Genomic DNA, 21,394 nt, shown 5'->3' on the forward strand with positions numbered 1-21,394 from the left:
TCAATGGGTTAAAATTATTCGTATTTTTGTGGCATGGGAAAATTCTTAAAAGTAGCCGTAAGCATTTAATGAGAGATGTTATTGAGTTTTCGTAATTTAGGCTTTATCTAAAAGAGTACATAACTCTAATTTGGTAGGATAATTCTGGGGTGTATAGGATATTTCCAGGGAAATTGAAGTTTTGATCAATAAAAAAATCGCATTATTTGCTAAAGTTTTTTTCGAGATTTCGTTCTCCCGCATGAAGCATTTTGGCGGATTACTTAATTGTTGAGTAGCGTATCTCAATGATAAATAGGAGAATTAACTTCTCCGCATGACGTGTGCAGATCTTTTTCACGGGAATTGGACTTTTGGTTCGTGAAGTTTATCGTAATTATTTTTTTGAAATCGTTGATTAAAAACAAAAAGTAGCCATGTCTGTACGCTAATGTAGAGTGATTGTGTAGTTTTGGCTTAGTCTTTTATCTAAAAGTGTGATGATGGTGGAAGTGGATATTTATTAGTTTGTTCTTTTTGTAAAAAATCGTCATTGCAGCCTGTTTTATTTCCGAGCAGTGATTAAGCGTAATCACAAGTAACTAATTATACAGGCAGCTTGTGTAGGGTCGTAAAGAGAGTGGATTCCCCTCAAAGCGTAGTGCTATTTCCGGCATGATCCTTTTCGAAAATTTTATTTTTAAGTAAACGATCAATTAACCAACTCATGGCGCGTCCGGCGCGTTTTTTTCGCGACCACAACAGATCTACTCCGACAATCCAGTCTGTATGTGGATACTCCTTTTGCCGTAACTCAGTTAATACTCCTGTCTCCAGTTCGCGCTGTACAAAAATGCGTGGAACCGAAGCCCAGCCGAGTCCGGCAAGGGCCGCATCGATCATTGCATTGTAACTCTCGACACGCCAGACCAGCGGGCTGCCGAGATATTCGGTGCTGGGGATGGTTTTCTGTTGTTCGCCAAAGGTGATATGTCGCCAACGGTGCAAATCGGCAAATGACACCGGCAGACGTTTCGCGAGCGGATGTTCTGAACTGACCACGTGCACCATGATCAGCTTGCCTAACTGGGCGAACTCAATGGCATCACTGTCCACCGGACGCGACATGGAGATACCGACATCCACTTCATTTTTCCGCACCATCGCTTCCACATCACCCTGAAAGGGTTCACGGACATGAATATCTACTTGCGGGAAATGCATAGCAAATTCGTATAGCACGGTGGCGACCGTTTTATAGGGAACTTCGATTGCCAGGCTGACATGTGCTTCGGTTTCAATGTTGAAGGCACTGACACGCTGCTCCAGAGCATTGCATTGTTCCAGAACGGTTTTGACATATTCACGCAAGGTGTTGCCTTCCGGGGTCAGGCTTATCTGGCGCGGCGTGCGAACAAAAAGGCTGAGGTTGAACTCGTCCTCAAGATTGCTCATCGCCATATTGACCGAAGATTGTGAGCGCTTCATTACGCGGGCTGCTGCTGAAAATGAACCTGACTTCGCAACTTGTTCGAAGGTCATAAGTTGATCCAATGAATACTTCACGTAATGCCTCACCTTTCAGTTTTATTGAAAACAGCTGACTATCTGTTGCCACTTTTAATTACATATAGTCGAACGGTCATTCAGTCAACGTTTTCATTTTTCAGGGGGCACTATGGAAAGCGTGTTAAAGAGCGGACGGGCAGATAACCCGTTGAGTGTAAAACGTATTCTGTCGCTGGGATTCCAGCATGTATTGGTGATGTACGCGGGTACTGTGACGGTACCGTTGATTCTGGCATCGGCTTTGAAACTCTCAGGCAGCGAAACCATTGTGTTGATTAACGCCTGCTTGCTGACATCGGGATTAGCCACCATTTTGCAATCACTGGGAATAGGGCGTTTTGGTGCACGCCTGCCTTTGATTCAGGGATGTTCTTTCGTGGTGCTGGGGCCGATGCTGATGGTCGGTCAACAATATGGCCTCACCACGGTATTTGGTGCCGCAATCGCTTGTGGATTATTTACTTTACTGGTTGCGCCAATTTTCAGTCAGCTGGTACGGTTTTTCCCTCCCGTGGTGATTGGTTGCGTGATCACGCTAATCGGTATATCGCTAATGCCCGCCGCTGCGATTTGGCTGGGAGGCGGCAATCCTGACGCCCCGGATTTTGCCAGCGTCGATAAGCTGCTGCTCGGTGCCGGAACCTTGATCATTACCCTGATTTTCTACTGCATGACGCGTGGGGTGATGCGGAATTTCAGTATTCTTTTTGGCCTGTTTTGCGGTTCCGCGCTGGCCTGGATGATGGGCATGACCCATTTTTCTGCGGTCTCCAGTGCGGGGTGGGTGGGGTTGAGCATGCCATTCGCCTTTGGCCTGCCTGAGTTTCATTTTGCGCCGATACTGGTGATGTGCCTCTCGATGCTGATTGTGATGACGGAAACCACCGGCAATGTTCTGTTAATCGACAAACTGATTGGCCAACCGACGACCTCACACCGTCTGGCGGATGCGATTCGCGCTGATGGGTTGTCCACTATGCTCGGTGGCTGCCTGAACAGCTTTCCCTACAATGCATTTTCGCAAAATGCCGGGCTGATCATGCTGACAAAAGTGACCAGTCGGCTGGTGTTGATTGCGGCGGGAGCCATTCTGGTGGGGCTTGGCGTGTTTCCTAAGCTGGGTGCCATCATTGCCGCCATTCCCAGCCCGGTATTGGGCGGGGTAGGGATTCTGATGTTTGGTATGACGATCAGCGCCGGGATTCAGGAGCTAAAGAACACAGATTTTAATAATGAAAAGAACATATTAATCATCGCTGTCTCGATAGCGGTGGGGATCGTGCCGATGGCTTTTCCGGCGATCTTCCATGCGTTACCTCCGTCCTTAAAACTGATTTTCGACAGCGGTATCTTCCTGGGTGGATTCACCGCTGTGTTATTGAACGCGGTATTGAATCGCCATGCCTCGCAAACGGAGCGCACCCATGCTTAATGATTATGACGTTGAATTTATCCGCTTATCCAATGAGGTAGGCAGACGTGCGATTGCGCTGGGAAAACATCCGTTTGGTGCGGTGCTGGTGGCACCAGACAATAAAACCGTGCTGCTGACCCAATGCAATATCGATAGCGTGAACCATGCGGAATCGACGCTGGCACGGAACGCGGCAACGAATTTTTCTCCCGAGTATTTATGGCAATGCACACTTTATACCGCAGTCGAACCCTGCTGCATGTGTGCCGGAACTATCTACTGGGCCAATATTGGACGGGTGGTGTATGGCATGAGCGAAGCGCGCTTGCTGGCGTGCACCGGCAGCCACGAAGAGAACCCGACCATGAGTCTGGCGGCGAAAGAGGTTTTTGCCCATGGGCAAAAAGCGATTCGCCTGATCGGTCCGATCGATGAGCTGGATGAGGAAATATTTGCGCTGCAAAAATCGTTCTGGCAGCAAAGATAACCCCGTGCAAAATCACGCTGCTGCCGTCAGGAACAGGATGTAGCAGCGTGGGTATCGCGCCATTTCTCATCACGTCGTTGATCCCTATCAAACTTTTTAACATCCAATCATTACTCTTAGGCTAACAATCTGCCCCAGGGCTTGATTGATGAAAATCCCTCTGAAGACCAGACTCAATCCAGTTGCAGCAATCATTGAGATTCGCTAATTCAGGAGGTTAGTCATGTCATCAGGACAGAATACGCCGCGTGTCTGGAACACGCGGCGCATCGAAAAACAGCGGAGACTGGCATCCGTACCGGTAGCGGGTAAAGTGCTTCCGGGCGATCAACTGGTAGAAATGCTTGAACGGTTGATTTCACCCGGTGACCGGGTGGTGCTGGAGGGGAATAACCAGAAACAGGCCGATTTCCTCTCACGCATGCTGGCGCAGGTCAATCCTGCTAAGGTCAACAATCTGCATATGATCATGCCGAGCGTTGGGCGCAGTGAGCACCTGGATATTTTTGAGAAAGGGATCGCCCGTAAGCTCGATTTCTCTTTTGCCGGTACGCAGAGTCTGCGCATCTCCCAGTTGCTGGAAGATAACATTCTCGAAATCGGTGCCATCCATACCTATATAGAGTTGTACTCGCGTCTGTATGTCGATTTAGCGCCCAACGTCGCGCTGATTGCCGGTTACAAAGCCGACCGTAAAGGTAACCTGTACACCGGTCCCAGCACCGAAGATACCCCGGCGCTGGTCGAAGCCGCCGCCTTCCACGATGGGATTGTCATTGCTCAGGTGAATGAACTGGTGGATGACGAATGCGATCTGCCACGCGTTGATATACCCGGCTCGTGGATTGACTACGTGGTGGTGGCAGATAAACCCTTCTTTATCGAACCGTTATTTACCCGTGACCCACGTCTGATCAAACAGGAACATATCCTGATGGCGATGATGGCCATCAAGGGCATCTACGCCGAACATCAGGTGCAGTCGCTGAATCACGGTATCGGGTTCAACACGGCGGCGATTGAGCTGCTGCTGCCAACCTACGGTGAACAACTCGGCCTGAAAGGCAAAATCTGTAAACACTGGACCCTCAACCCGCACCCCACGCTGATTCCCGCTATCGAAAGCGGCTGGGTGGAAAGTGTGCACTGCTTCGGCGGTGAACTGGGGATGGAAGAGTACATCCGCGCTCGTCCCGATATTTTCTTCACCGGTGCTGACGGTTCCATGCGTTCCAACCGCGCCATGTGCCAGCTTGCCGGGCAGTACGCAGTCGATATGTTTATCGGTTCCACCTTGCAGGTTGATGGCTCAGGGAACTCCTCCACCGTTACCCGTGGCCGTCTCGCGGGCTTTGGTGGCGCACCTAACATGGGCCACGATCCACATGGCCGTCGTCATGCCACACCCGCATGGCTGGCAATGATCAACGAGCCTGACCCGCTCCAGCGTGGCCGTAAGCTGGTGGTGCAGATGGTGGAAACCTTCCAGGCCGGGGTGAAACCGACCTTTGTGGAAAAACTGGATGCAGTTGATGTGGCGAAAAGCGCCGGTATGCCGCTGGCTCCGGTGATGATCTATGGCGATGACGTCACCCACGTACTGACGGAAGAGGGTATCGCTTACCTGTATCGCGCCACCAGCCTTGAAGAGCGTCGGGCGATGGTGGCGGCGGTGGCGGGTATCACCGATATCGGTCTGGGCGTAGATGCGAAACGCGTCGCCGAACTGCGCCGCAGCGGCAAAGTGGTATTCCCGGAAGATATCGGTATTCGTCGTTCAGATGCCACCCGTTCTCTGCTGGCGGCCGGTAGCGTCGCTGACCTGGTTGAATGGTCAGACGGCCTGTACAACCCGCCCGCGAAATTCCGGAGCTGGTAATGAAACGACTCTCACCCACACCGGTTGAACATCGCCTGCAATGGCTGGCGCAGGTGGCGACCGATTGCCTGATTGAAGAAGTGAACCTCACGCCCAAGCCTGGGCTGGTTGATCGTCGCGGTAGCGGTGCACATCACGATCTCACGCTGGCATTGATGGAGCAATCCGCCCGCAGCCTGACACCGACTTTCTACGCGCTGGCGCAGCAAAGCTGGCAACGTCCGGCGGATATCGCTCTGCGGGAAACCATCGGGCAACTGGGGCGTGAAGGTGAGAGACACATGATGATGGTGACCGCCGGGGTGAATACCCATCGCGGTGCCATCTGGGCACTGGGATTGCTGGTCAGTGCCTGCGCCATGCAGGCAGGGGCGGGTAACAGCCAGCACATCTGTGAGCGGGCTGCTCAGCTGGCAACCTTGCCGGATCGCGCCGCGCCGAAAACCTTCAGCAAAGGGTTACGGGTGGTGCATCGCTTCCGGGTTCCCGGTGCACGCGAAGAAGCACAGCAAGGCTTTCCCCATATCACCCGACTGGCGCTGCCGCAGTTGCAGGCCAGCCGACGTAACGGGGCCGATGAAACGGCGGCGCGCATTGATGCGCTGATGGCCATTCTGACTTCTCTGACCGATACCTGCGTATTGCACCGGGCCGGGTTGCCAGCGCTGCGCGCCCTGCAGAACGGCGCGCGTCAGGTCCTGGCCGCCGGGGGCTATGCACAACCGGCAGGGCGCAGGGCGCTGGAAAAACTGGATAACGCGATGCTGGGGTTCAACGCCTCACCGGGCGGGGCCGCCGATTTACTGGCCGCCACATTGTTTCTTGACCGGATGACGGGCGCTCACGCATTGCCACTCAATGAATAAGAGGTAGCTATGGAACACATAACGTTGTCATACCCGTCCAGCCGCACGCTCAGCGGTAAGGCGCTGGCGGGGGTTGTGGGATCGGGTGATATGGAGGTGCTGTTTACGGCTGACGATAAAAACGTCCTGAATATCGCGATTACCACGTCGGTGAACAACAGTCAGGCGCGCTGGGAAGCGCTGTTTAACCGCCTGTCCCAGCTCACTGATTTGCCTGCGGGCCAGCTGGTGATTCATGACTTTGGCGCTACACCGGGTGTCGCACGTATTCGTATTGAACAGGTGTTTGAGGAGGTCGCTCATGCGTAACGACAGCAGTTTTATTGAGTTACGGGCGCGGCAACGGGCGCTGGCGTTGCTCGACGCAGGCAGCACCCGCGAGTTGCTCGATCCTTTCGAAGGCGTGATGTCGCCGTGGCTGGAAAAGCAGGGCATCGTACCGCAGGCCGATGATGGCATGGTGGTAATGAAAGGTACCCGCAACGGTAAACCTACCGTGGTGGTCGCTATCGAAGGCACTTTCCAGGGCGGCAGCATGGGCGAAGTGTCCGGGGCCAAAATGGCCGCTGCACTGGAACTGGCTGCCGAAGACAACCGTAAAGGCATTCCGACTCAGGCAATTCTGTGCCTCGAAACTGGTGGTGTGCGCTTGCAGGAAGCCAACCTCGGCCTGGCAGCGATTGCCGATATCCATGCGGCCATCGTTGACCTGCGGCGTTACACCCCGGTGATCGGCATCGTCGCCGGTACGGTGGGTTGTTTTGGTGGTATGTCGATTGCCGCAGCGCTGTGCAGCTATCTGATCGTCACCCGCGAAGCACGTCTGGGCCTGAACGGTCCACAGGTTATCGAACAGGAAGCCGGCATTGAAGAGTACGACTCGCGCGACCGTCCGTTTATCTGGAGCATGACTGGGGGTGAAATTCGTTATCAAAGCGGGCTGGTGGAAGCGCTGGTGGGTGATGGCGTCAATGCGGTGCAGGCAGCGGTGGACACGGCGATTGCGCAGGGCGTACCGGCGCAGCATCGCAGCGATAACTATGCCTTCTATCTGGATCGTTTATCCCGCTTTGATACGCAGCAACAGGCCAGCACGGCCGTGATTCAACAGGTCTTTGCACCGGAGGTGAACAAATGAGCGCAATGAACAGCCGTGGTGAACTGTGGTTTAACCAGCTGACCGCCGGAGCAGAAAGAATGTCGGGCCTGTGCCCCTCGGTGCTGGCAGCTGATGCCGACGGTGTCCGCTATATCGCGGTGATCCCGGATGCACACAATCGCTACCCGCGTGCCGCCAAAGGGGAAGTGGGGTTACTGGAAGGCTGGACGCTGGCGAAAGTGGTGCACCAGACCATCGCCGCCGATGCTGGCAAACCGACCAAACGCCCGATTGTCGCGGTGATTGATGTCCCCAGCCAGGCGTATGGCCGCCGTGAAGAAGCCTTTGGTATTCACCAGGCACTGGCGGGCGCAGCCGGTGCCTATGCCCAGGCCCGGCTGGCCGGACACCCGGTCATCGGGTTGATCGTCGGTAAGGCAATGTCCGGGGCGTTTCTGGCGCACGGGTATCAGGCCAATCGTCTGATTGCCTTTAATGATGCCGGTGTGCTGGTGCACGCAATGGGTAAAGAATCTGCGGCCCGTATCACGCTGCGTACCGTGGAAGCGCTGGAAAAACTGGCGGCGACCGTACCACCAATGGCCTACGACATCAGTAATTACGCCACCCTGGGCCTGCTTTCTTCGCTGCTGAATATCGCCGACCCCGATGCGCCGGCCGCGAGCGATCTCCAGCGGGTGCGTGACACGCTGGCTGCCGCGATTGACGATGCGCGCCGCGATCCACGCCGTGGTTCCGGTGAGGTAGCTGCCAACCGCCAGGCTTCTGCGCAGGTACGCGAACGTATGCGTGCCGCCTGGTAATAAAAAATAAAAAAAGACTTACCTGCCGGATAGCGACAGGACCGGGTGTGTAATCCACGCCCGGTGACCTGAAGCATCTGTTAAATGAACACCATCGCGTCAGTATTCACTCTTCTAATAACAGGTGATTTATGACTTACGTGATTCTTCATGCCCTTGCACCCATTTTTGTCATCATGCTGTTGGGTTTCTGGGCTGGCAAGGCCGGGATGGTCGATAACAAGAACGTCTCGTTACTCAATATTTTTGTGATGGATTTTGCCTTACCGGCGGCGCTGTTCAGTGCCACGGTGCAAACTCCCTGGAGCGGTATCGTTGCCCAGATGCCACTGATTTTGGTGCTGACCCTGGCGATGTGGATTGCCTATGCAGCACTGTATTTCATTGCTGTTGGCGTGTTTAAAAAGTCTCCGCAGGATGCTGCCGTACTGACGCTGACCGTCGCGCTGCCCAACTATGCCGCGCTCGGTCTGCCGATTCTCGGCAGCGTGGTGGGTGAAGGTTCTGCCACCTCGCTATCGGTGGCGGTTTCCATCGCCTGCGGCTCCGTGCTGATGACGCCGTTCTGCCTGCTGATCCTCGAACGTGAGAAAGCGCGAGCTGCCGGTGAAACACAACGTTCAACGCTGGCCATGCTGCCGGTACTGATGTGGCGTTCAGTGAAAAAACCGATTGTCTGGGGACCGTTGCTGGGTGTGGTGCTGTCAGCATTTGGTGTGAAAATGCCGGACTTGCTGCTGGCGTCGATTAAGCCGCTGGGCCTGTCAGCCACCGCCGCTGCCTTGTTCCTGACCGGGGTTATCCTCTCGGCGCGCAAACTGAAAATCAACACCATGGTGATCAGCTCTACCGTCACGAAGTTGCTGATTCAACCGGCGATAGCCTGGGGTATTGTACTGGTCTTTGGTTTACACGGTACCGTCGCGGTCACTGCCATTCTGATGATTGCGCTGTCTGCTGGTTTCTTTGGCGTGGTATTCGGCAACCGTTTTGGCGTGCAGTCACCGGATGCGGAAGCTGTGCTGTTGCTTAGCTCGCTGCTGTCGATTCTGTCGCTGCCGCTGTTTATCTCTTTAACCGCAGGAATCTGAAAATGAACTTCGCCGCACGTCCACATGACCTCCTCTGGCTGCGCCATGATGCAGCGCTACTTGGGGTGACAGAACCCTGGGTGGCGGAACTGTGGAACCACCAGCAACCGGTGGTGGTGCGGCGTGATGTGATGAAGGATGGGCTGATTCCGGTTGGCGTGCGTGGTCAGGCACGCCATCAGCGGGCTGCGGCCTGGGTCGCCCCGCATGATGTGATGCACATCATCTCACCCGAAATGCTGGTGGTCCCGGCGAAGTTAAATGACCATCCGACGGTGCAGGCGCTGGTGATGTTGCGTCAGCAGCCCTGGTCGTGGGAATGGGGTGTAACCGGCAGTACCGGTTTCGCGCTGGCAACCGCGTTGCCGGTGTTACATCGGGACAGCGATTTGGATCTGCTGATTCGTACACCACAACCCCGGCAGCCCGTGGATTTTGCCCGCTGGCAACAGGCGCTGTCGTTGTTACCCTGTCGCGCTGATACCCAGATTGAAACGCCGCAGGGTGGTTTTGCCCTGAATGAATGGCTGCGTAGCGGACGGGTATTGCTGAAAACCGCGCGTGGGCCGCGCCTGACGGATAACCCCTGGGCGGAGGAGACGCCATGAAAACCTTATTTACTTTCCCCGGCCAGGGTGCGCAAAGGCCGGGCATGTTAGCGGAGTTACCGCGCGATGAAACCTGGCAGCTGGCGCAGGAGATGCTGGGTGATGAACTGGCGACGCTGGATAGCCACGAAGCGTTGCAGCACACCCGGGCAGTGCAGCTGGCGTTATTGATTGCCGGGGTGTCAGCCGCACGACGGTTGGTAGCCCAGGGCATCGAGCCGGATATGGTATGTGGTCTGTCGATTGGCGCTTATCCGGCGGCGGTGATTGCTGGGGCGCTGGATTTTGCTGATGCCCTGCGGCTGGTTGCCCTGCGTGGTGACTTAATGGAAAGCGCGTATCCGCACGGCTATGGGCTAACGGCGATCAACGGTTTGCCACTGGAGCAGGTTGAACCGCTGGTGGATAACCAGCACAGTTTTATCGCCAACATCAACTCGGAAACACAAATTGTGATCGCCGGTAGCGAGCAGGCGATGCAATCCGTCGGTGATGCGGCGCGCGCGCGCGGGGCGCGTTGTGTCCGACGTCTGGCGGTAAGCGTACCCTCCCACTGCGCATTACTGGCTGAACCGGCGAGTAAGCTGGTGGCGTCGATGCAACGGGTGGCCCTGCAACGTCCGCGTTGTGCTTACCTGAGTGGCAACAGCGCGCGTGTGCTGTGGCAGCCGGAACGTATTGCGGATGATCTGGCGCTGAATATGGCGCGCCAGGTACGCTGGCATGAGGCGATGGTCGCGGCTGAGGAGCGCGAAGTACGGCTGGTGCTTGAAATGCCGCCTGGCGGCGTGCTGACCGGGCTCACCCGCAGCGCGCAGCCGCAGGGTGAGTGTCTGGCGCTGGAACGCAGCAGCATGGAACTGGTGCATCATCTCTATGCCCGCCTGCATCAGGACGAGGGGCGCTGAGCCTTATGTTGCAGGCTTAAGGCATACATTCGACCTTCTGCCACCAGCGCCAGCAGGTTGGGATCGTGTTCGCGGTTGCGGGCAAAGACGATAGCGATTTGCTGGCGCATCTGATACGGCTCGGCCAGTTTAAGAAACTGCAAATCGTGTTCGTATTGTTTGCGCATGCGGCCCGGCACCAGCGAATAGCCCATCCCGGCCTGCACCAGACTCAGCATGGAAAAGATGTCATTCACCCGCGTGACAATATTGGGTTCGAAACCGGCGACATGACAGGCTTCCTGGAAGCCGGTAAAGGTGGCGAATCCTTCATCCAGCGAGACAAACGGCTTATCACTGTAGTCGCGCAGATCAATATCTGCTGTTGAATCGCACTGCTCGGCAGTGGGCACTGCCAGATAGATATCATCCTGAAACAAACCCACCTGCTCAAACACCTTCTGGTCGATTTCGGTTGCCGTCACCGAGATGATCATGGCGTCCAGCTGATTGTTTTGCAGCATGCCCGTCAGCACCTGATTCGACCCCATCGTCAGGTTCAGCTCCAGCTCGGGGCGGCGCAGCTTCATATTCATAATCAGGCGCGGCACGGTATCCAGCGACAATGAATAGAGGGTGCCGATACGCAGATGACCCAGCCCAATACCCGCCGTGCGTCGCGTCTCTTCCAGCCCCTGGCTCAGAGTTTGCAGCGCTTCATTGCTGTATTCCAGCAACGTCCAGGCGGCAGGTAACGCCACCAGATTGCGCCCCTTATGGGCAAACAACGGACAACGCAGACTCTCCTCCAGCGTATGTAACGCACGATGCACGCTGACGGTGCTAATGCCGAGAGTTTCTGCCGTGCGGGCCAGATTCTCGCTTTCCATATAGGTGCAAAAGATAAAAAGCTTACGCACCGTCAGGTCGTTATCGAAATTGAGTTTCATGGATAAAGGCTTAAAAATGAATTCGCTGGCTATGATACACCTTTCATTTTAATCATGCGGCTGCGATGTACCCGGGATTCGGCAAACGCGGAAACCAGCATAATGACGGTGGTGAGCCAGCCTGCCTGTTCCAGCGTCAGTTGTTGCACAATCCCCACCGCCAGACACAGCACCAGCGCCCCGACAATATGCGTCAGCGGGATGGTGCCGTACACCACCCGTTTATAAATGGCGCTGCCAATCAGGAAGATGATCGAACCGGCGCAGATCACCGCGCCGTGCAGGAACGAGACGCTTTGTGTCGGGTCTTCCTGGATCAGATCATTGCCCACCGCCATGACGATAATGCCGCCCACCAGGATCACATGGACGTAATGAAACATCGCGCCCATCCTGCCCGGATCGGTGGAATGGGTGATGGCCTGAGTCGCCTGTTCGCCGGAGGTGCCAAAGTAGAGCCACCACACTGCCATGGCCGACAGAAAGGTCGCCGCCATTGCCGACAACACCGGAAACGTCCATTCATCACTGGCGGCAAGGCTGCCGCCGGTTGCCAGCAGCGTTTCTCCCAATGCCACGATGACAAACAGCTGACAACGTTCGGTGAGATGTCCTCCTTCAATGGTCCAGTCGCGTGTGGAGGATCGCCCCATGCCGGGAAAGGCAAATCCGCTCATGGGTGAAAGGTACTCACATAACACGGCTAACGCCCACAATGCGGTACGCAGACCGTCATTGCTACGCGCCCCGGCACACCATAACGCCGCCGAGATAAGCAACCAGACCAGCATGCGACGATAGTTGGCGGTCAGCGCATGGTGCTGACCAAGCAGGCAGACAATCCAGGCCGTGCGTCCCACCTGGATAATCACGTAGGCAGCAACGAAATAACCTGCCTTATCACCGAAGGCTTGGCGGCGGCCATGATCAGCGCCGCCGCCATCACCACAAATAACAGCGCGCGGATCTGCGGGGTTTCCGGGCTGAACCAGTTGGTGACCCAACAGGTGTATTGCCAGCCGAGCCAGACGGCAAACCACAGAATCAGCGTATGCAGCATGCCGCTGGCGCTAAGGTCATGCAGCAGGGAATGGCTGAGCTGCGTTACCGCAAAGACGTAAACCAGATCGAAAAACAGTTCTTCCCAGGTGACATGGGCATGGTGCCCGTCACGCTGGCGCAGTAGCGAATGCAGACGGCTATCTTCATCGGTCATGGCACTTCCCTCAGCAGAGGATCAACGGTGGAGTCAACTTACATATTAAGAGGTTATCGATAGTTGCGTGACGTTATCATTCAACATAAGATATTTGCGCTAAATTTGTGCCGCCTTCTCCTTGTCGGGGGCTTCCCGGCTTTAAAGAGGGCACAATGATGTGCGATTTAGTATTAAAACTGCTGGAACTGGCTGGCTTTGCAGGGGACGCGGAAGCGCTGATCCAGCACTGCTGGACAGGGGCGGCAACACAGGCGGGGAAATATACCGTTATTGTGGTTGTTGTTTTGACCGGACTTCTGGTTCGGCGGTTGTGGAAAAAACTAAGGGGGCAAACGCTGCAACGTCGGCCCCCCAGGATAAACCACAAACGTAAAAAGTAGTTTTTCCGGCGGCACGGTCAAACCCACTGTGCCGCCGTTTTTTATTATCAATAAGGTCTATATTTTCGTCAACCGTAATTTTTGCGAACCTGCAAAATGTTACTCACCCCGTGGCTGTAACTGATACACCCACGCCGACACCTGCTGGCCTTGTGACGTCGTGACATCAACCTCCACCCGGTCATAGCCATCTTCAAACTCATCCAGCATAGGCCAGTGGACATCCAGCTGATCTGACAAAAACAAATAACCCGCCACGCGCGGGCCGTTTTTATCCAGCACGATACCCGGGAAATCTGCCGCTGCGCCCCAGCCACGTTCGAAGAAGGTGCCAGTCACATAGCCCGCCAGCCAGTCGCCGCCGATGTTTTCCAGAATATGCGCATTGGAACGGCCCGGGCACAGCGTGCCGTAGACAAATAAAGGTTTCATTTTCCCTCGTAAAATCAAACAAAAGAACCACTTTAGCGCCCGTGGTGTGGGATGTCACCTGCACCACAGGAAAGCTGATAAGCAAAGTCTATCGCATTGAAAACCAATAACGTCTGGCTGGTAGCGTGCAGGGTGCGAATAATCAGGTTATGACTATCTATCGCGTAAGAGTGGGGTTTCATAACCCCTCAGCCCTGACTTTCAGGCAGCTTGATGAAATTCTCGAACCACAACGTTTCTGGCGTACTGAGCCTGACAGTGGCCGCTTCCGTTATTTCACCGAATATCAATACCAGTCTGAGGTGCGGGACCTGTGTTCGGTATGTTCACTGGCTTATTCCCAGGCGTGCCGGGTGAAGCGTTGTCCCTTAATCCTGGTGGAGGTGATAGCGGAAGCGTGCTGAATCTACCAGGGGCGATTCATACTTAGGGCTGTTCTTTATCATCGTCAGCAGGGACAAGAGGTTCATCAATCTCGCTCTGCTTACCGGATTTCAACAGCTGAATATCCAGGATCACATAGGTCATGGTGGTAATAAACAGCGAGATAACGCTGCCGATCACGCCACTGGTGGTAAAGGTGAAGAAGTTATACATGACCACCCAGGTCAGGCTGATAAAAAGCGCCAGGGAAGTCATGATCGCTGAGAAGGAATAATGTGTGGTGCGCGCACCCATCGCATTAATCTGCTGGCTCAGATTGGTGCCGGTATATTTTTCCAGCAACAAAATGCTGCGTTCCCAGTTCCGTGCACGACGTGCGCTGCTGCGGGTAAAGAACAGAAACAGCAGCGAGAGGAAAAAGCCAGAAAAAGCGATGAGGACCGGCACCGCTTCCAGTGCGTACGCGATGCTTTTATGGCTGGTGTCTTTGGTGCTGAGGTCCAGCGTGAGTGATGCACCCAGCGCCGCGTAGAGAAATATAAACAGCACGATAAATATCGCACCGCGTTTCCAGTTCAGCTCTGCTTCCTGGTTTACCTGCTGACGCGCCACCTGTAGCGCCTGCCGCAGCGGGTTTGCCTGCGCAGAATCCGCATCAATGCTGTCAATTTTCTCGCCAAAAAAGCTATGGATAAAAGGCTGATCGGCCTGTTCGATGGTAATACGCATAAAATTCCGTGTGACTTAACGAAGGTGGGTGAAAGTTTAACGCATTGAGGAGGTTAAAGGGACGGGTGAGTATCAAAGTTAAATGCCCGAGTGAACGGGCAGGCGTCAGTTTGTTAGTTAGTTTTCTGTAACGAACCGGGGTTATAACTGGTGTTAAGTGCAGACAGATCAACAGTTTTTTGCGCTCTCTCCAGGTCATAAATAGCCTGAATTCTTAACCACATCTCGGGAGTACTACCCAGTACAGCTGCTAGCTTGATTGCCATTTCAGGTGTGATAGCTGTAGTACCAGAAACCATACGTGAAGCAGTTGATGGTGCGATAGCCAATGCCCGAGCCAGCTCCCTGATCCCAATATCCAGATCTTCCATTATGCCCGCTATAATTTCACCGGCATGTGGGGGGTTGTGCATACTCATTAGTGATAATCCTCATAATTCAAAATAAAGGCATTGCCGTCTCTGAATTCGAAAGTGATACGCCAGTTACCTGTGACGGTGATAGACCAGATGCCGCGGCGGTCACCTTTTAAAGCATGCAGCCTATAGCCGCCAAGGTTCATATCTTCCACTTTTTCGGCGAGGTCGATTACGCGAAGCCTCTCACGCAATCTCTTTTCATGCGCTGCATTGATCTTCCTGGTTGAGCCGGTTTCAAAAAACTCCTGAAGTCCACTGTGTTTCCAACTCTTTATCATCCGTGCATCCCAGTGTTGCCTGATGTGGAACATCATACGGCGGTGTTCCTCAGTGAGCAACACTGGTTGGTGATTTTGCGGCCCATCACGCAAACCCAGTTTAGTTAGCTCACGTAGACTACCTCTCGCGATCATCACCGATCGCGAGGTTGACGACGGAGGATTACCTATGTCCTATGTTGACGGATTTGTTGTGGCGGTTCCGGTAGATAATAAGGAGGCTTATCTGGCGATGGCGGCCAAAGCCGCGCCTTTGTTTAAGGAGTTTGGCGCGACGCGCATCGTTGAATGCTGGGCAGATGATGTACCGGACGGTAAAACCACCGACTTCCGCATGGCGGTAAAAGCGGAAGAGGACGAAACGGTGGTGTTTAGCTGGATTGAATACCCTTCGAAAGAAGTGCGTGATGAGGCTAATAAAAAACTGATGGCCGACCCACGGATGAAAGAGATGGGCGAAAATATGCCGTTTGATGGCAAGCGCATGATTTATGGCGGTTTCGCTCCGCTGCTCGATGAATGACAAGGCACTCCTGGCTGTGCGGCGTGCCGCCAGCCATCCCCGTTACAAACTAATCAGCTTTTTGACGCCCGGAATTTGCAGCATTGCCAGCGAAATCAGCATCGCCAGTGCTACCGTCAGCGCAATGACCAATAGCTTATCCACCACCGATCGGATGCTGATGGCCCACGCCAGAATATTGAAAACCAGATAATGCAGGATATAGACGCCGGTCATGGTTTTACCCAGAGTGGCGAAGACCGCCGGTAGCTTTTTCCAGTGCGCAGGCAGCGTGATGCCGTTAACGCTGATGGCTATCAAGATCACCAGAAAATAGACCTGCGACCCTGTCAGGACGAAATCATTGCCGGTAGAGATAAAGCGGGCGATGAAGTAGTAACGTTCATACAGCCAGGTAAAAAGATACACCGCGGGCAGCAACAGCAGGCTAAGCCGCACCACCCGCACCGATTGCAGCGTTTGTATCACTATCGGCAACGCCATCAGACGGCCGGAGAGGTAATACAGCACCCAGGTCCAGATGCGGTATTGCGGTAGCAGTGAGAACGCCCGGTTGTCCGGCCACAATATCGCGAGAATGTCATATAAAAATGCGGCCAGTAACAGGATAAAAATAATCGCTGCCGTTCTGCCGGGAAACAACATTAACCGGTCAATCAGGGGGTGTGACACGTAAATTAAAATCAGTGAAATCATAAACCACGGCTGAATCAGATAGCCTTTGTTCTGCACCCCGGCGAACCAGAAAAAGGTAAACCAGAAGAGAAAAATCAACAAAATGCGGCGAATCTTATCCAGTTGCCAGCTGGGGCTGTGTTTCTGCCCGCTGTCGATATAGCCGCTCAGTAAAAAGTAGAGCGGCGTGGCAATAGTGGAAATAAAACTCAGGATGTTGAGGGCCAGACTGTAATTGTAGTTATAGCGATCATAGCTCTGATACAGGGTGAAAAAAGACACTGCCGTCATGCAGGCCAGCGTCTTCAACAGATTAAGCCCGGTGTTATTCATCAACAGCTTCCTTTGCATGGAAACAGCGATACAGCACCGGCAGCACCAGCAAAGTCAGCACCGTGGCGAAACCTAAGCCGAAAATGATCACCACGGCCATGCTCTGGAAAAAGACATCGCGCAACAATGGCAACAGACCCAATACGGTGGTAAATGCCGTCAGCAGGATCGGTCGCAAACGCGAGGTCGCCGCATCCAGAATCGCGTCCTGTAGCGATTTCTGCTGTCGGAACTGGCGGGTTTCTTCAAGCAAGACAATGCCATTGCGGATCAGCATTCCCGAGAGACTCAGTAACCCAATCAGCGCCATAAAGCCAAACGGAATACCGGTCAGCAGGAAGCCACAGGTGACGCCGATTAAGGCCAGCGGTACGGTGATCCAGATTGCCACCGCATCGCGCAGCGAGTTGAACATCAGGATGGTGATAACAAACATCACCAGGAAGCCAATCGGCAGCGAACTCAGCAACCCACTTTGCGCTTCACGTGAACTTTCCAGCTCACCTCCCCATTCGAGACGATAACCGGGCGGCAACTTCAGCTGTTCGATTTGTGGCTGCACCCGCGCCACTACCTGCGCCGCAGTGAACCCCAGGGCGGGGTCCGGGTCAGTTTGCACCGTTAATACGCGCATACGATCCCGGCGCATAATCAACGGGTCTTCCCACTCAAGACGGAAATCCGACACCACGTTGCTGAGCGGAACAAAGTGTTGTAATGAGTTGCTCCATAACTGAATGTTGGCAATGTGATCAATATTCTGGCGTTCATCATCCGCCGGAAACAACATCACCGGGATCAGCCGCGAACCATCGCGGAAGATACCCACCGCATCCCCGCTGAAATTCATACGTAACGCCTGATCAATATCGCGTTTATCGATACCCAGTTCCTGCCCGCGCAATGCCGAGTATTGTGGGCGGATAACTTTGCTACGCTCCTGCCAGTCATTACGCACCGGGAACGTGGTGCCATCAGCCTGGAAAATACCATCGATCTGGCTGGCAATGTGGCGCAGCGTATCAGGATCCGGACCGATAACACGCAGGGCGATCGCGCTGTCACTGGCGCTGCCGAACTGAATACGTTTAATGCGTTCATTCACCTGCGGATATTGCTGCTGAATATAATGCTCAGTCGCTAAGGCGATACGTTCCAGCTGGCGGCCATCCTTCACCCGCACCATGATTTGCGCGTAATTGGTGTACTGACGGGTGGAATCATAAGTCAGGGTAAAACGCATCGCGCCCTGACCAATGGTGGTGACGGTAGCCGCTACCCCCTCTTCCTGATTAATAAAACGCTCGATTTGCGCGGCGGTCGCGGCGGTATGGTTGATATCGGTGCCATAGGGCAGCCAGAGATCGGTGAAAAATATCGGCGTGTTGGAGGAGGGGAAGAAGTTCTGTTTAACAAAGGTGAAACCATACAAGGAGGCAGCCAGACAGGCGACCATCACTGTAATTGTCAGCCAGCGTACGCGAATCAATGCGGTCAGTGTGCGGCGGTAGACGCGAAACACAATGCCCTGGTAAGGGGGTTGATCGTCCTGTTGCGGCATTTTTAATTCTTTACGCCGCGCTTCGCTCCATTTGATAAACACTGGCGTCAGCGTCAGGGCAGTAATCCAGCTGAGTAGCAGGGAGATCAGCAGCACCTGGAACAGGGATTTACAGTATTCACCGGTTGAGTCCTGGGACAGTCCAATCGGGGCGAAAGCGATGATGGCAATCACCGTTGCGCCCAGTAGCGGCAACGCCGTGCGTTGAATCATTTGCGTGGTGGCTTGCTGCAACGGTTTCCCGCGCTGCTGGTCGATCTTAATGCCTTCCACCACCACAATGGCGTTGTCCACCAGCATACTGAGCGAGATGATCAGTGCGCCCAGCGAGATGCGTTGCAACTCCAGCCCGAACAAATACATCACCAGCAACGTACCCAGCACGTTGAACGCCAGCGATGCGGCGATGACGATACCGCTGCGTACCCCCATAAAGATCAGCAGCGTTCCGACGACAATCGCCAGTGCCATCAGGAAGTTAAGGATAAATCCATCGACCGACTGCTTCACTTCCTGCGCCTGGTTATAAAACACCTTCAGTGAAATGCCTGCCGGTTTGTCCTGCTGATAAGCGTCGAGCTTTTGCGTCAGCGCATCACCGACGTTAATCACGTTAACGCCCGGCGCAAAGGAGACACCAATCGCCAGCGCCTCATGCCCATCGGCATGGTAGAGATTATCCGGGGTGTCGGTCACGCCGTGTGACAGGGTGGCGATATCGTGCAGATGCAGGGTTTGCGTGGTGCCGGGAGGCGAGATGGGCAGGTTAGCGAGATCCTCCAGAGATTTAAATTCACCAGTCGGGTTAAAACGGATGGATTCACCATCAATGCGAATACTACCGGCGTTAGAAACAACGTTACTGCGACTGAGCAGGTCTGCCACCCGTGCCGTAGTAATGCCATAGCTGCTCATTTTGGTGCTGGAGAGGGCGATGCGAATCTGTTCCTGCTGCACACCCGCCACTGCCACTTTGGCCACGCCGGGTACCAGTACCAGGTCACGTCGCAGTTGGTCGGCGTAGTTACGCAGTTCGTCGTTAGTGAAATCTTTGCCATATATCACAAAGAAATAGCCATAGACGTCACCAAAATCGTCATTCACAAACGGGGTATGCGCCCCCGGCGGAAACTGAAGCGCGGCATCACCTACGCGCCGCCGGAGTTCGTCCCAGATTTGTGGCAGCTGATTTGCCAGGTAGCTGGTATGAATCGAAACGGTGATCTGCGACAGGCCGTTACTGGAGATGGACGTGACGTTATCGAGTGAAGGGAGCCGCTGTAACGCGTTCTCCAGCGGTAACGTCACTTCCTCTTCCACCTGCTGTGCCGATGCGCCGGGATACTGCGTGACAATCACCGCGGCTTTAATGGTGAACAGGGGATCTTCGAGTCGGCCAATGTTGAGCAGCGCATAAATACCGCCAACGCCAAGCAGCAGAATGACCATCCAGATGCGGATGGGTTTATTAATAAAGTTGTCTAAAATCCGCATTATAACCCCCGCTCACGGGTCCAGATGCGGATCGCTTCGCCATTGCGTAGCTCGCCGGTTCCTGCTGACACAATACGATCGCCAGGTTTGAGTCCGGAAATAATCTCAACGCCTGCGGCACTGACATCGCCAACTTCTACCTGCTGATCTTTAACGTGTAAATCATTGCCCTCACCGACAATCAACCAAACATGGGGCTGATTGGTGGGACTGCGATCGGGATTGAACACCGCAGCACCGGGTACCACCACGCGTGATTGTGCTGGCGCATTTGGCAGGTTATGCAACTGGACCCGTACCGACCCGCTTAGCCCTGCCACATTGGGTAAATCGGCCGGACGCGGCATGGTCAGCACCACTTGCCAGGTCATGGTGGCGGCATCGGTTTGCGTGGTGTGTTCTTTGTAGTTGGCGGTGAAGGTTCTGCCGGGCAAGGCGTTAAATTGCACCTCCGGCTGGTAGCTGACGTTCTGGATATCGAGACTGGTAAACAAACTTTCCGGCACGGTGAAGATCACATCCAGCACATCGGCGCGGGTTAGCAAGGCAATGGGTTGTCCTGCGGCCACCACCTGATGATTACGAACCTGAACTCTGGCAATCACCCCATCAAAGGGGGCGCGCAGGGTGAGAAACTGCAACTCTTCCTGAGCAATTCTTAGCGCAGTGGCGGCAGCATCACGATTGGATTTCTGCACATCCATATCAGCCTGCGACACGGCGCTGCGGTTGGAAAGTGAACGGAAGCGCTGATATTGCCGCTCTGCCAGTTGGAACGTATTTTGCCGATCCTTCACGCGCAGACGTGCATCAGTATCATTCAGTGACGCGAGGGTTTGATTGGCTTTAACCGTCATCCCATCACGTAAATCCAGCTGCGTGATTTGCCCCGCGCGTTTAAAAGCGAGGTCGGTGTTATCACCTGCCTGAATACGTGCCGGGAATATGCGGATATTGGAAGCATTGCCTGCGGCGATGGTAAACGCCTTAATTACACGAGGTTGCGGTGGAGGGGATTCTTTTTTTTCATCACAACCGGTAATCAGAACACAGCAAAGCAGAAAAAGCATTGCCTTGTATTTTATCATTATTTTTCCCTCATCCCGAAAATACCGCGCCATGGATTCATCAGATAACAAGGAACAATTTTAAGCATTACTACATTTGTGTTGCAGTTCAAAAAAGCTATCAGGAAATATGTGATACCACGAACCAGGTTAGCAGCCCCACCAGAGTGGTGGCGACAACTGCCATGATGACGAAGCCAAAAACCAACTTAACCATCTGTATTTCCATTATTATTTCCCTTTCTCT

23 protein-coding genes and 1 pseudogene are annotated in these 21,394 nt (G+C 54.1%); 13 read left to right on the forward strand and 11 right to left on the reverse strand.

Annotated elements, in window-relative coordinates:
* Positions 1-630 precede the first annotated feature (630 nt).
* Positions 631-1,521 carry a LysR family transcriptional regulator gene (locus AC6I8X_RS20510; RefSeq protein ID WP_299451095.1) on the reverse strand — a complete coding sequence of 297 codons (891 nt, stop codon included), beginning with the start codon at positions 1,519-1,521 and terminating at the stop codon, positions 631-633.
* Between the two features lie 136 nt (positions 1,522-1,657).
* Here AC6I8X_RS20510 and AC6I8X_RS20515 point away from each other — a divergent pair, with 136 nt between their 5' ends.
* The 10 genes from AC6I8X_RS20515 (at position 1,658) to mdcH (ending at position 10,724) form a co-directional block, all read left to right on the forward strand.
* A complete protein-coding gene (locus tag AC6I8X_RS20515; protein WP_497841310.1) occupies positions 1,658-2,980 on the forward strand; it encodes a nucleobase:cation symporter-2 family protein in 1,323 nt (440 codons plus the stop codon).
* Entirely contained in the window at positions 2,973-3,449 is a 477-nt protein-coding gene (locus AC6I8X_RS20520) for a nucleoside deaminase (protein WP_313685056.1), read from the forward strand. Before AC6I8X_RS20515 ends, AC6I8X_RS20520 begins: the two co-directional genes overlap by 8 nt.
* A 223-nt stretch (positions 3,450-3,672) precedes the next feature.
* Positions 3,673-5,328 (forward strand): malonate decarboxylase subunit alpha, encoded by a 1,656-nt coding sequence (gene mdcA / locus AC6I8X_RS20525; RefSeq protein WP_497841311.1) that lies wholly within the window; start codon positions 3,673-3,675, stop codon positions 5,326-5,328.
* Positions 5,328-6,194, forward strand: a complete 867-nt coding sequence (locus tag AC6I8X_RS20530) for a triphosphoribosyl-dephospho-CoA synthase (protein WP_497841312.1) — start codon at positions 5,328-5,330, stop codon at positions 6,192-6,194. Before mdcA ends, AC6I8X_RS20530 begins: the two co-directional genes overlap by 1 nt.
* Positions 6,195-6,203: 9 nt before the next feature.
* Entirely contained in the window at positions 6,204-6,503 is a 300-nt protein-coding gene (gene mdcC / locus AC6I8X_RS20535) for a malonate decarboxylase acyl carrier protein (protein ID WP_313685062.1), read from the forward strand.
* Complete coding sequence (locus tag AC6I8X_RS20540) at positions 6,496-7,332, forward strand: biotin-independent malonate decarboxylase subunit beta (RefSeq protein WP_310617673.1); 837 nt, start codon at positions 6,496-6,498, stop codon at positions 7,330-7,332. Before mdcC ends, AC6I8X_RS20540 begins: the two co-directional genes overlap by 8 nt.
* Positions 7,329-8,117, forward strand: a complete 789-nt coding sequence (gene mdcE, locus AC6I8X_RS20545; protein ID WP_497841313.1) for a biotin-independent malonate decarboxylase subunit gamma — start codon at positions 7,329-7,331, stop codon at positions 8,115-8,117. The genes AC6I8X_RS20540 and mdcE overlap by 4 nt, the downstream gene beginning before the upstream one ends.
* A 131-nt stretch (positions 8,118-8,248) precedes the next feature.
* On the forward strand, positions 8,249-9,208 hold the full coding sequence (locus AC6I8X_RS20550) for an AEC family transporter (RefSeq protein ID WP_313685068.1): 960 nt from the start codon (positions 8,249-8,251) through the stop codon (positions 9,206-9,208).
* Between the two features lie 2 nt (positions 9,209-9,210).
* Positions 9,211-9,816, forward strand: coding sequence for a malonate decarboxylase holo-ACP synthase (locus AC6I8X_RS20555; protein ID WP_313685070.1), 606 nt, complete (start codon positions 9,211-9,213; stop codon positions 9,814-9,816).
* Entirely contained in the window at positions 9,813-10,724 is a 912-nt protein-coding gene (mdcH, locus tag AC6I8X_RS20560; RefSeq protein WP_313685072.1) for a malonate decarboxylase subunit epsilon, read from the forward strand. The genes AC6I8X_RS20555 and mdcH overlap by 4 nt, the downstream gene beginning before the upstream one ends.
* On the opposite strand, the gene AC6I8X_RS20565 is transcribed toward mdcH, so the two are convergent.
* Together AC6I8X_RS20565 and AC6I8X_RS20570 are read right to left on the reverse strand one after the other, a co-directional pair.
* Positions 10,706-11,653, reverse strand: a complete 948-nt coding sequence (locus AC6I8X_RS20565) for a LysR family transcriptional regulator (RefSeq protein WP_313685074.1) — start codon at positions 11,651-11,653, stop codon at positions 10,706-10,708. The genes mdcH and AC6I8X_RS20565 overlap by 19 nt on opposite strands.
* Before the next feature lie 29 nt (positions 11,654-11,682).
* Positions 11,683-12,869: pseudogene (locus AC6I8X_RS20570) on the reverse strand (low temperature requirement protein A).
* 155 nt (positions 12,870-13,024) lie between these two features.
* Here AC6I8X_RS20570 and AC6I8X_RS20575 point away from each other — a divergent pair.
* Positions 13,025-13,252, forward strand: coding sequence for a hypothetical protein (locus AC6I8X_RS20575; protein WP_497841314.1), 228 nt, complete (start codon positions 13,025-13,027; stop codon positions 13,250-13,252).
* A gap of 99 nt (positions 13,253-13,351) precedes the next feature.
* Here the strand turns inward: AC6I8X_RS20575 and AC6I8X_RS20580 are convergent, their stop codons facing one another.
* Positions 13,352-13,684, reverse strand: coding sequence for a gamma-glutamylcyclotransferase family protein (locus AC6I8X_RS20580; protein WP_313685082.1), 333 nt, complete (start codon positions 13,682-13,684; stop codon positions 13,352-13,354).
* Between the two features lie 32 nt (positions 13,685-13,716).
* Positions 13,717-13,866 carry a hypothetical protein gene (locus AC6I8X_RS20585; protein ID WP_497841429.1) on the reverse strand — a complete coding sequence of 50 codons (150 nt, stop codon included), beginning with the start codon at positions 13,864-13,866 and terminating at the stop codon, positions 13,717-13,719.
* On the opposite strand from AC6I8X_RS20585, the gene AC6I8X_RS20590 reads away from it, so the two are divergent.
* Complete coding sequence (locus AC6I8X_RS20590; protein WP_299450270.1) at positions 13,834-14,088, forward strand: hypothetical protein; 255 nt, start codon at positions 13,834-13,836, stop codon at positions 14,086-14,088. The two genes, AC6I8X_RS20585 and AC6I8X_RS20590, sit on opposite strands and share 33 nt — an antisense overlap.
* Positions 14,089-14,110: 22 nt before the next feature.
* Here AC6I8X_RS20590 and AC6I8X_RS20595 read toward each other — a convergent pair whose 3' ends face one another.
* The 3 genes from AC6I8X_RS20595 to AC6I8X_RS20605 all read right to left on the reverse strand — a co-directional run bounded on the left by AC6I8X_RS20595 (position 14,111) and on the right by AC6I8X_RS20605 (position 15,494).
* Entirely contained in the window at positions 14,111-14,797 is a 687-nt protein-coding gene (locus AC6I8X_RS20595; protein ID WP_313685086.1) for a RipA family octameric membrane protein, read from the reverse strand.
* A 113-nt stretch (positions 14,798-14,910) separates the two neighbouring features.
* Complete coding sequence (locus AC6I8X_RS20600; RefSeq protein ID WP_313685088.1) at positions 14,911-15,216, reverse strand: HigA family addiction module antitoxin; 306 nt, start codon at positions 15,214-15,216, stop codon at positions 14,911-14,913.
* The gene (locus AC6I8X_RS20605; protein ID WP_497841418.1) at positions 15,216-15,494 is read right to left on the reverse strand and encodes a type II toxin-antitoxin system RelE/ParE family toxin; all 279 of its coding nucleotides are present in this window, start codon (positions 15,492-15,494) and stop codon (positions 15,216-15,218) included. The genes AC6I8X_RS20600 and AC6I8X_RS20605 overlap by 1 nt, the downstream gene beginning before the upstream one ends.
* 169 nt (positions 15,495-15,663) lie before the next feature.
* On the opposite strand from AC6I8X_RS20605, the gene AC6I8X_RS20610 reads away from it, so the two are divergent.
* Positions 15,664-16,017, forward strand: a complete 354-nt coding sequence (locus AC6I8X_RS20610) for a DUF1428 domain-containing protein (RefSeq protein ID WP_208717807.1) — start codon at positions 15,664-15,666, stop codon at positions 16,015-16,017.
* Between the two features lie 42 nt (positions 16,018-16,059).
* Here AC6I8X_RS20610 and AC6I8X_RS20615 read toward each other — a convergent pair whose 3' ends face one another.
* Genes AC6I8X_RS20615 through AC6I8X_RS20625 form a run of 3 tightly spaced genes read right to left on the reverse strand, consistent with a single transcriptional unit; the run spans position 16,060 to position 21,168 of the window.
* Positions 16,060-17,025: an acyltransferase family protein gene (locus tag AC6I8X_RS20615; protein WP_313685092.1), complete on the reverse strand. Its 966-nt coding sequence runs from the start codon at positions 17,023-17,025 to the stop codon at positions 16,060-16,062.
* On the reverse strand, positions 17,018-20,080 hold the full coding sequence (locus AC6I8X_RS20620) for an efflux RND transporter permease subunit (RefSeq protein WP_497841315.1): 3,063 nt from the start codon (positions 20,078-20,080) through the stop codon (positions 17,018-17,020). The genes AC6I8X_RS20615 and AC6I8X_RS20620 overlap by 8 nt, the downstream gene beginning before the upstream one ends.
* Complete coding sequence (locus tag AC6I8X_RS20625; protein ID WP_313685098.1) at positions 20,080-21,168, reverse strand: efflux RND transporter periplasmic adaptor subunit; 1,089 nt, start codon at positions 21,166-21,168, stop codon at positions 20,080-20,082. The genes AC6I8X_RS20620 and AC6I8X_RS20625 overlap by 1 nt, the downstream gene beginning before the upstream one ends.
* Between the last annotated feature and the right edge of the window lie 226 nt (positions 21,169-21,394).

It is taken from the genome of Pantoea sp. X-Soil-TKNS-1280 (genome assembly GCF_059730475.1).

Excerpts from the sequence above, each read along its gene's own strand:
- AC6I8X_RS20550 (WP_313685068.1), top strand. The coding sequence starts at position 8,249 with ATGACTTACGTGATTCTTCATGCCCTTGCACCCATTTTTGTCATCATG.
- AC6I8X_RS20580 (WP_313685082.1), bottom strand. The coding sequence starts at position 13,684 with ATGAAACCTTTATTTGTCTACGGCACGCTGTGCCCGGGCCGTTCCAAT.
- AC6I8X_RS20590 (WP_299450270.1), top strand. The coding sequence starts at position 13,834 with ATGACTATCTATCGCGTAAGAGTGGGGTTTCATAACCCCTCAGCCCTG.
- mdcA (WP_497841311.1), top strand. The coding sequence starts at position 3,673 with ATGTCATCAGGACAGAATACGCCGCGTGTCTGGAACACGCGGCGCATC.
- AC6I8X_RS20605 (WP_497841418.1), bottom strand. The coding sequence starts at position 15,494 with ATGATAAAGAGTTGGAAACACAGTGGACTTCAGGAGTTTTTTGAAACC.
- AC6I8X_RS20555 (WP_313685070.1), top strand. The coding sequence starts at position 9,211 with ATGAACTTCGCCGCACGTCCACATGACCTCCTCTGGCTGCGCCATGAT.
- AC6I8X_RS20625 (WP_313685098.1), bottom strand. The coding sequence starts at position 21,168 with ATGATAAAATACAAGGCAATGCTTTTTCTGCTTTGCTGTGTTCTGATT.
- AC6I8X_RS20515 (WP_497841310.1), top strand. The coding sequence starts at position 1,658 with ATGGAAAGCGTGTTAAAGAGCGGACGGGCAGATAACCCGTTGAGTGTA.
- mdcE (WP_497841313.1), top strand. The coding sequence starts at position 7,329 with ATGAGCGCAATGAACAGCCGTGGTGAACTGTGGTTTAACCAGCTGACC.
- AC6I8X_RS20615 (WP_313685092.1), bottom strand. The coding sequence starts at position 17,025 with ATGAATAACACCGGGCTTAATCTGTTGAAGACGCTGGCCTGCATGACG.
- AC6I8X_RS20530 (WP_497841312.1), top strand. The coding sequence starts at position 5,328 with ATGAAACGACTCTCACCCACACCGGTTGAACATCGCCTGCAATGGCTG.
- AC6I8X_RS20540 (WP_310617673.1), top strand. The coding sequence starts at position 6,496 with ATGCGTAACGACAGCAGTTTTATTGAGTTACGGGCGCGGCAACGGGCG.
- AC6I8X_RS20520 (WP_313685056.1), top strand. The coding sequence starts at position 2,973 with ATGCTTAATGATTATGACGTTGAATTTATCCGCTTATCCAATGAGGTA.
- AC6I8X_RS20595 (WP_313685086.1), bottom strand. The coding sequence starts at position 14,797 with ATGCGTATTACCATCGAACAGGCCGATCAGCCTTTTATCCATAGCTTT.
- AC6I8X_RS20565 (WP_313685074.1), bottom strand. The coding sequence starts at position 11,653 with ATGAAACTCAATTTCGATAACGACCTGACGGTGCGTAAGCTTTTTATC.
- AC6I8X_RS20610 (WP_208717807.1), top strand. The coding sequence starts at position 15,664 with ATGTCCTATGTTGACGGATTTGTTGTGGCGGTTCCGGTAGATAATAAG.
- AC6I8X_RS20575 (WP_497841314.1), top strand. The coding sequence starts at position 13,025 with ATGATGTGCGATTTAGTATTAAAACTGCTGGAACTGGCTGGCTTTGCA.
- mdcC (WP_313685062.1), top strand. The coding sequence starts at position 6,204 with ATGGAACACATAACGTTGTCATACCCGTCCAGCCGCACGCTCAGCGGT.
- AC6I8X_RS20585 (WP_497841429.1), bottom strand. The coding sequence starts at position 13,866 with ATGAAACCCCACTCTTACGCGATAGATAGTCATAACCTGATTATTCGC.
- AC6I8X_RS20600 (WP_313685088.1), bottom strand. The coding sequence starts at position 15,216 with ATGAGTATGCACAACCCCCCACATGCCGGTGAAATTATAGCGGGCATA.
- AC6I8X_RS20620 (WP_497841315.1), bottom strand. The coding sequence starts at position 20,080 with ATGCGGATTTTAGACAACTTTATTAATAAACCCATCCGCATCTGGATG.
- AC6I8X_RS20510 (WP_299451095.1), bottom strand. The coding sequence starts at position 1,521 with ATGACCTTCGAACAAGTTGCGAAGTCAGGTTCATTTTCAGCAGCAGCC.
- mdcH (WP_313685072.1), top strand. The coding sequence starts at position 9,813 with ATGAAAACCTTATTTACTTTCCCCGGCCAGGGTGCGCAAAGGCCGGGC.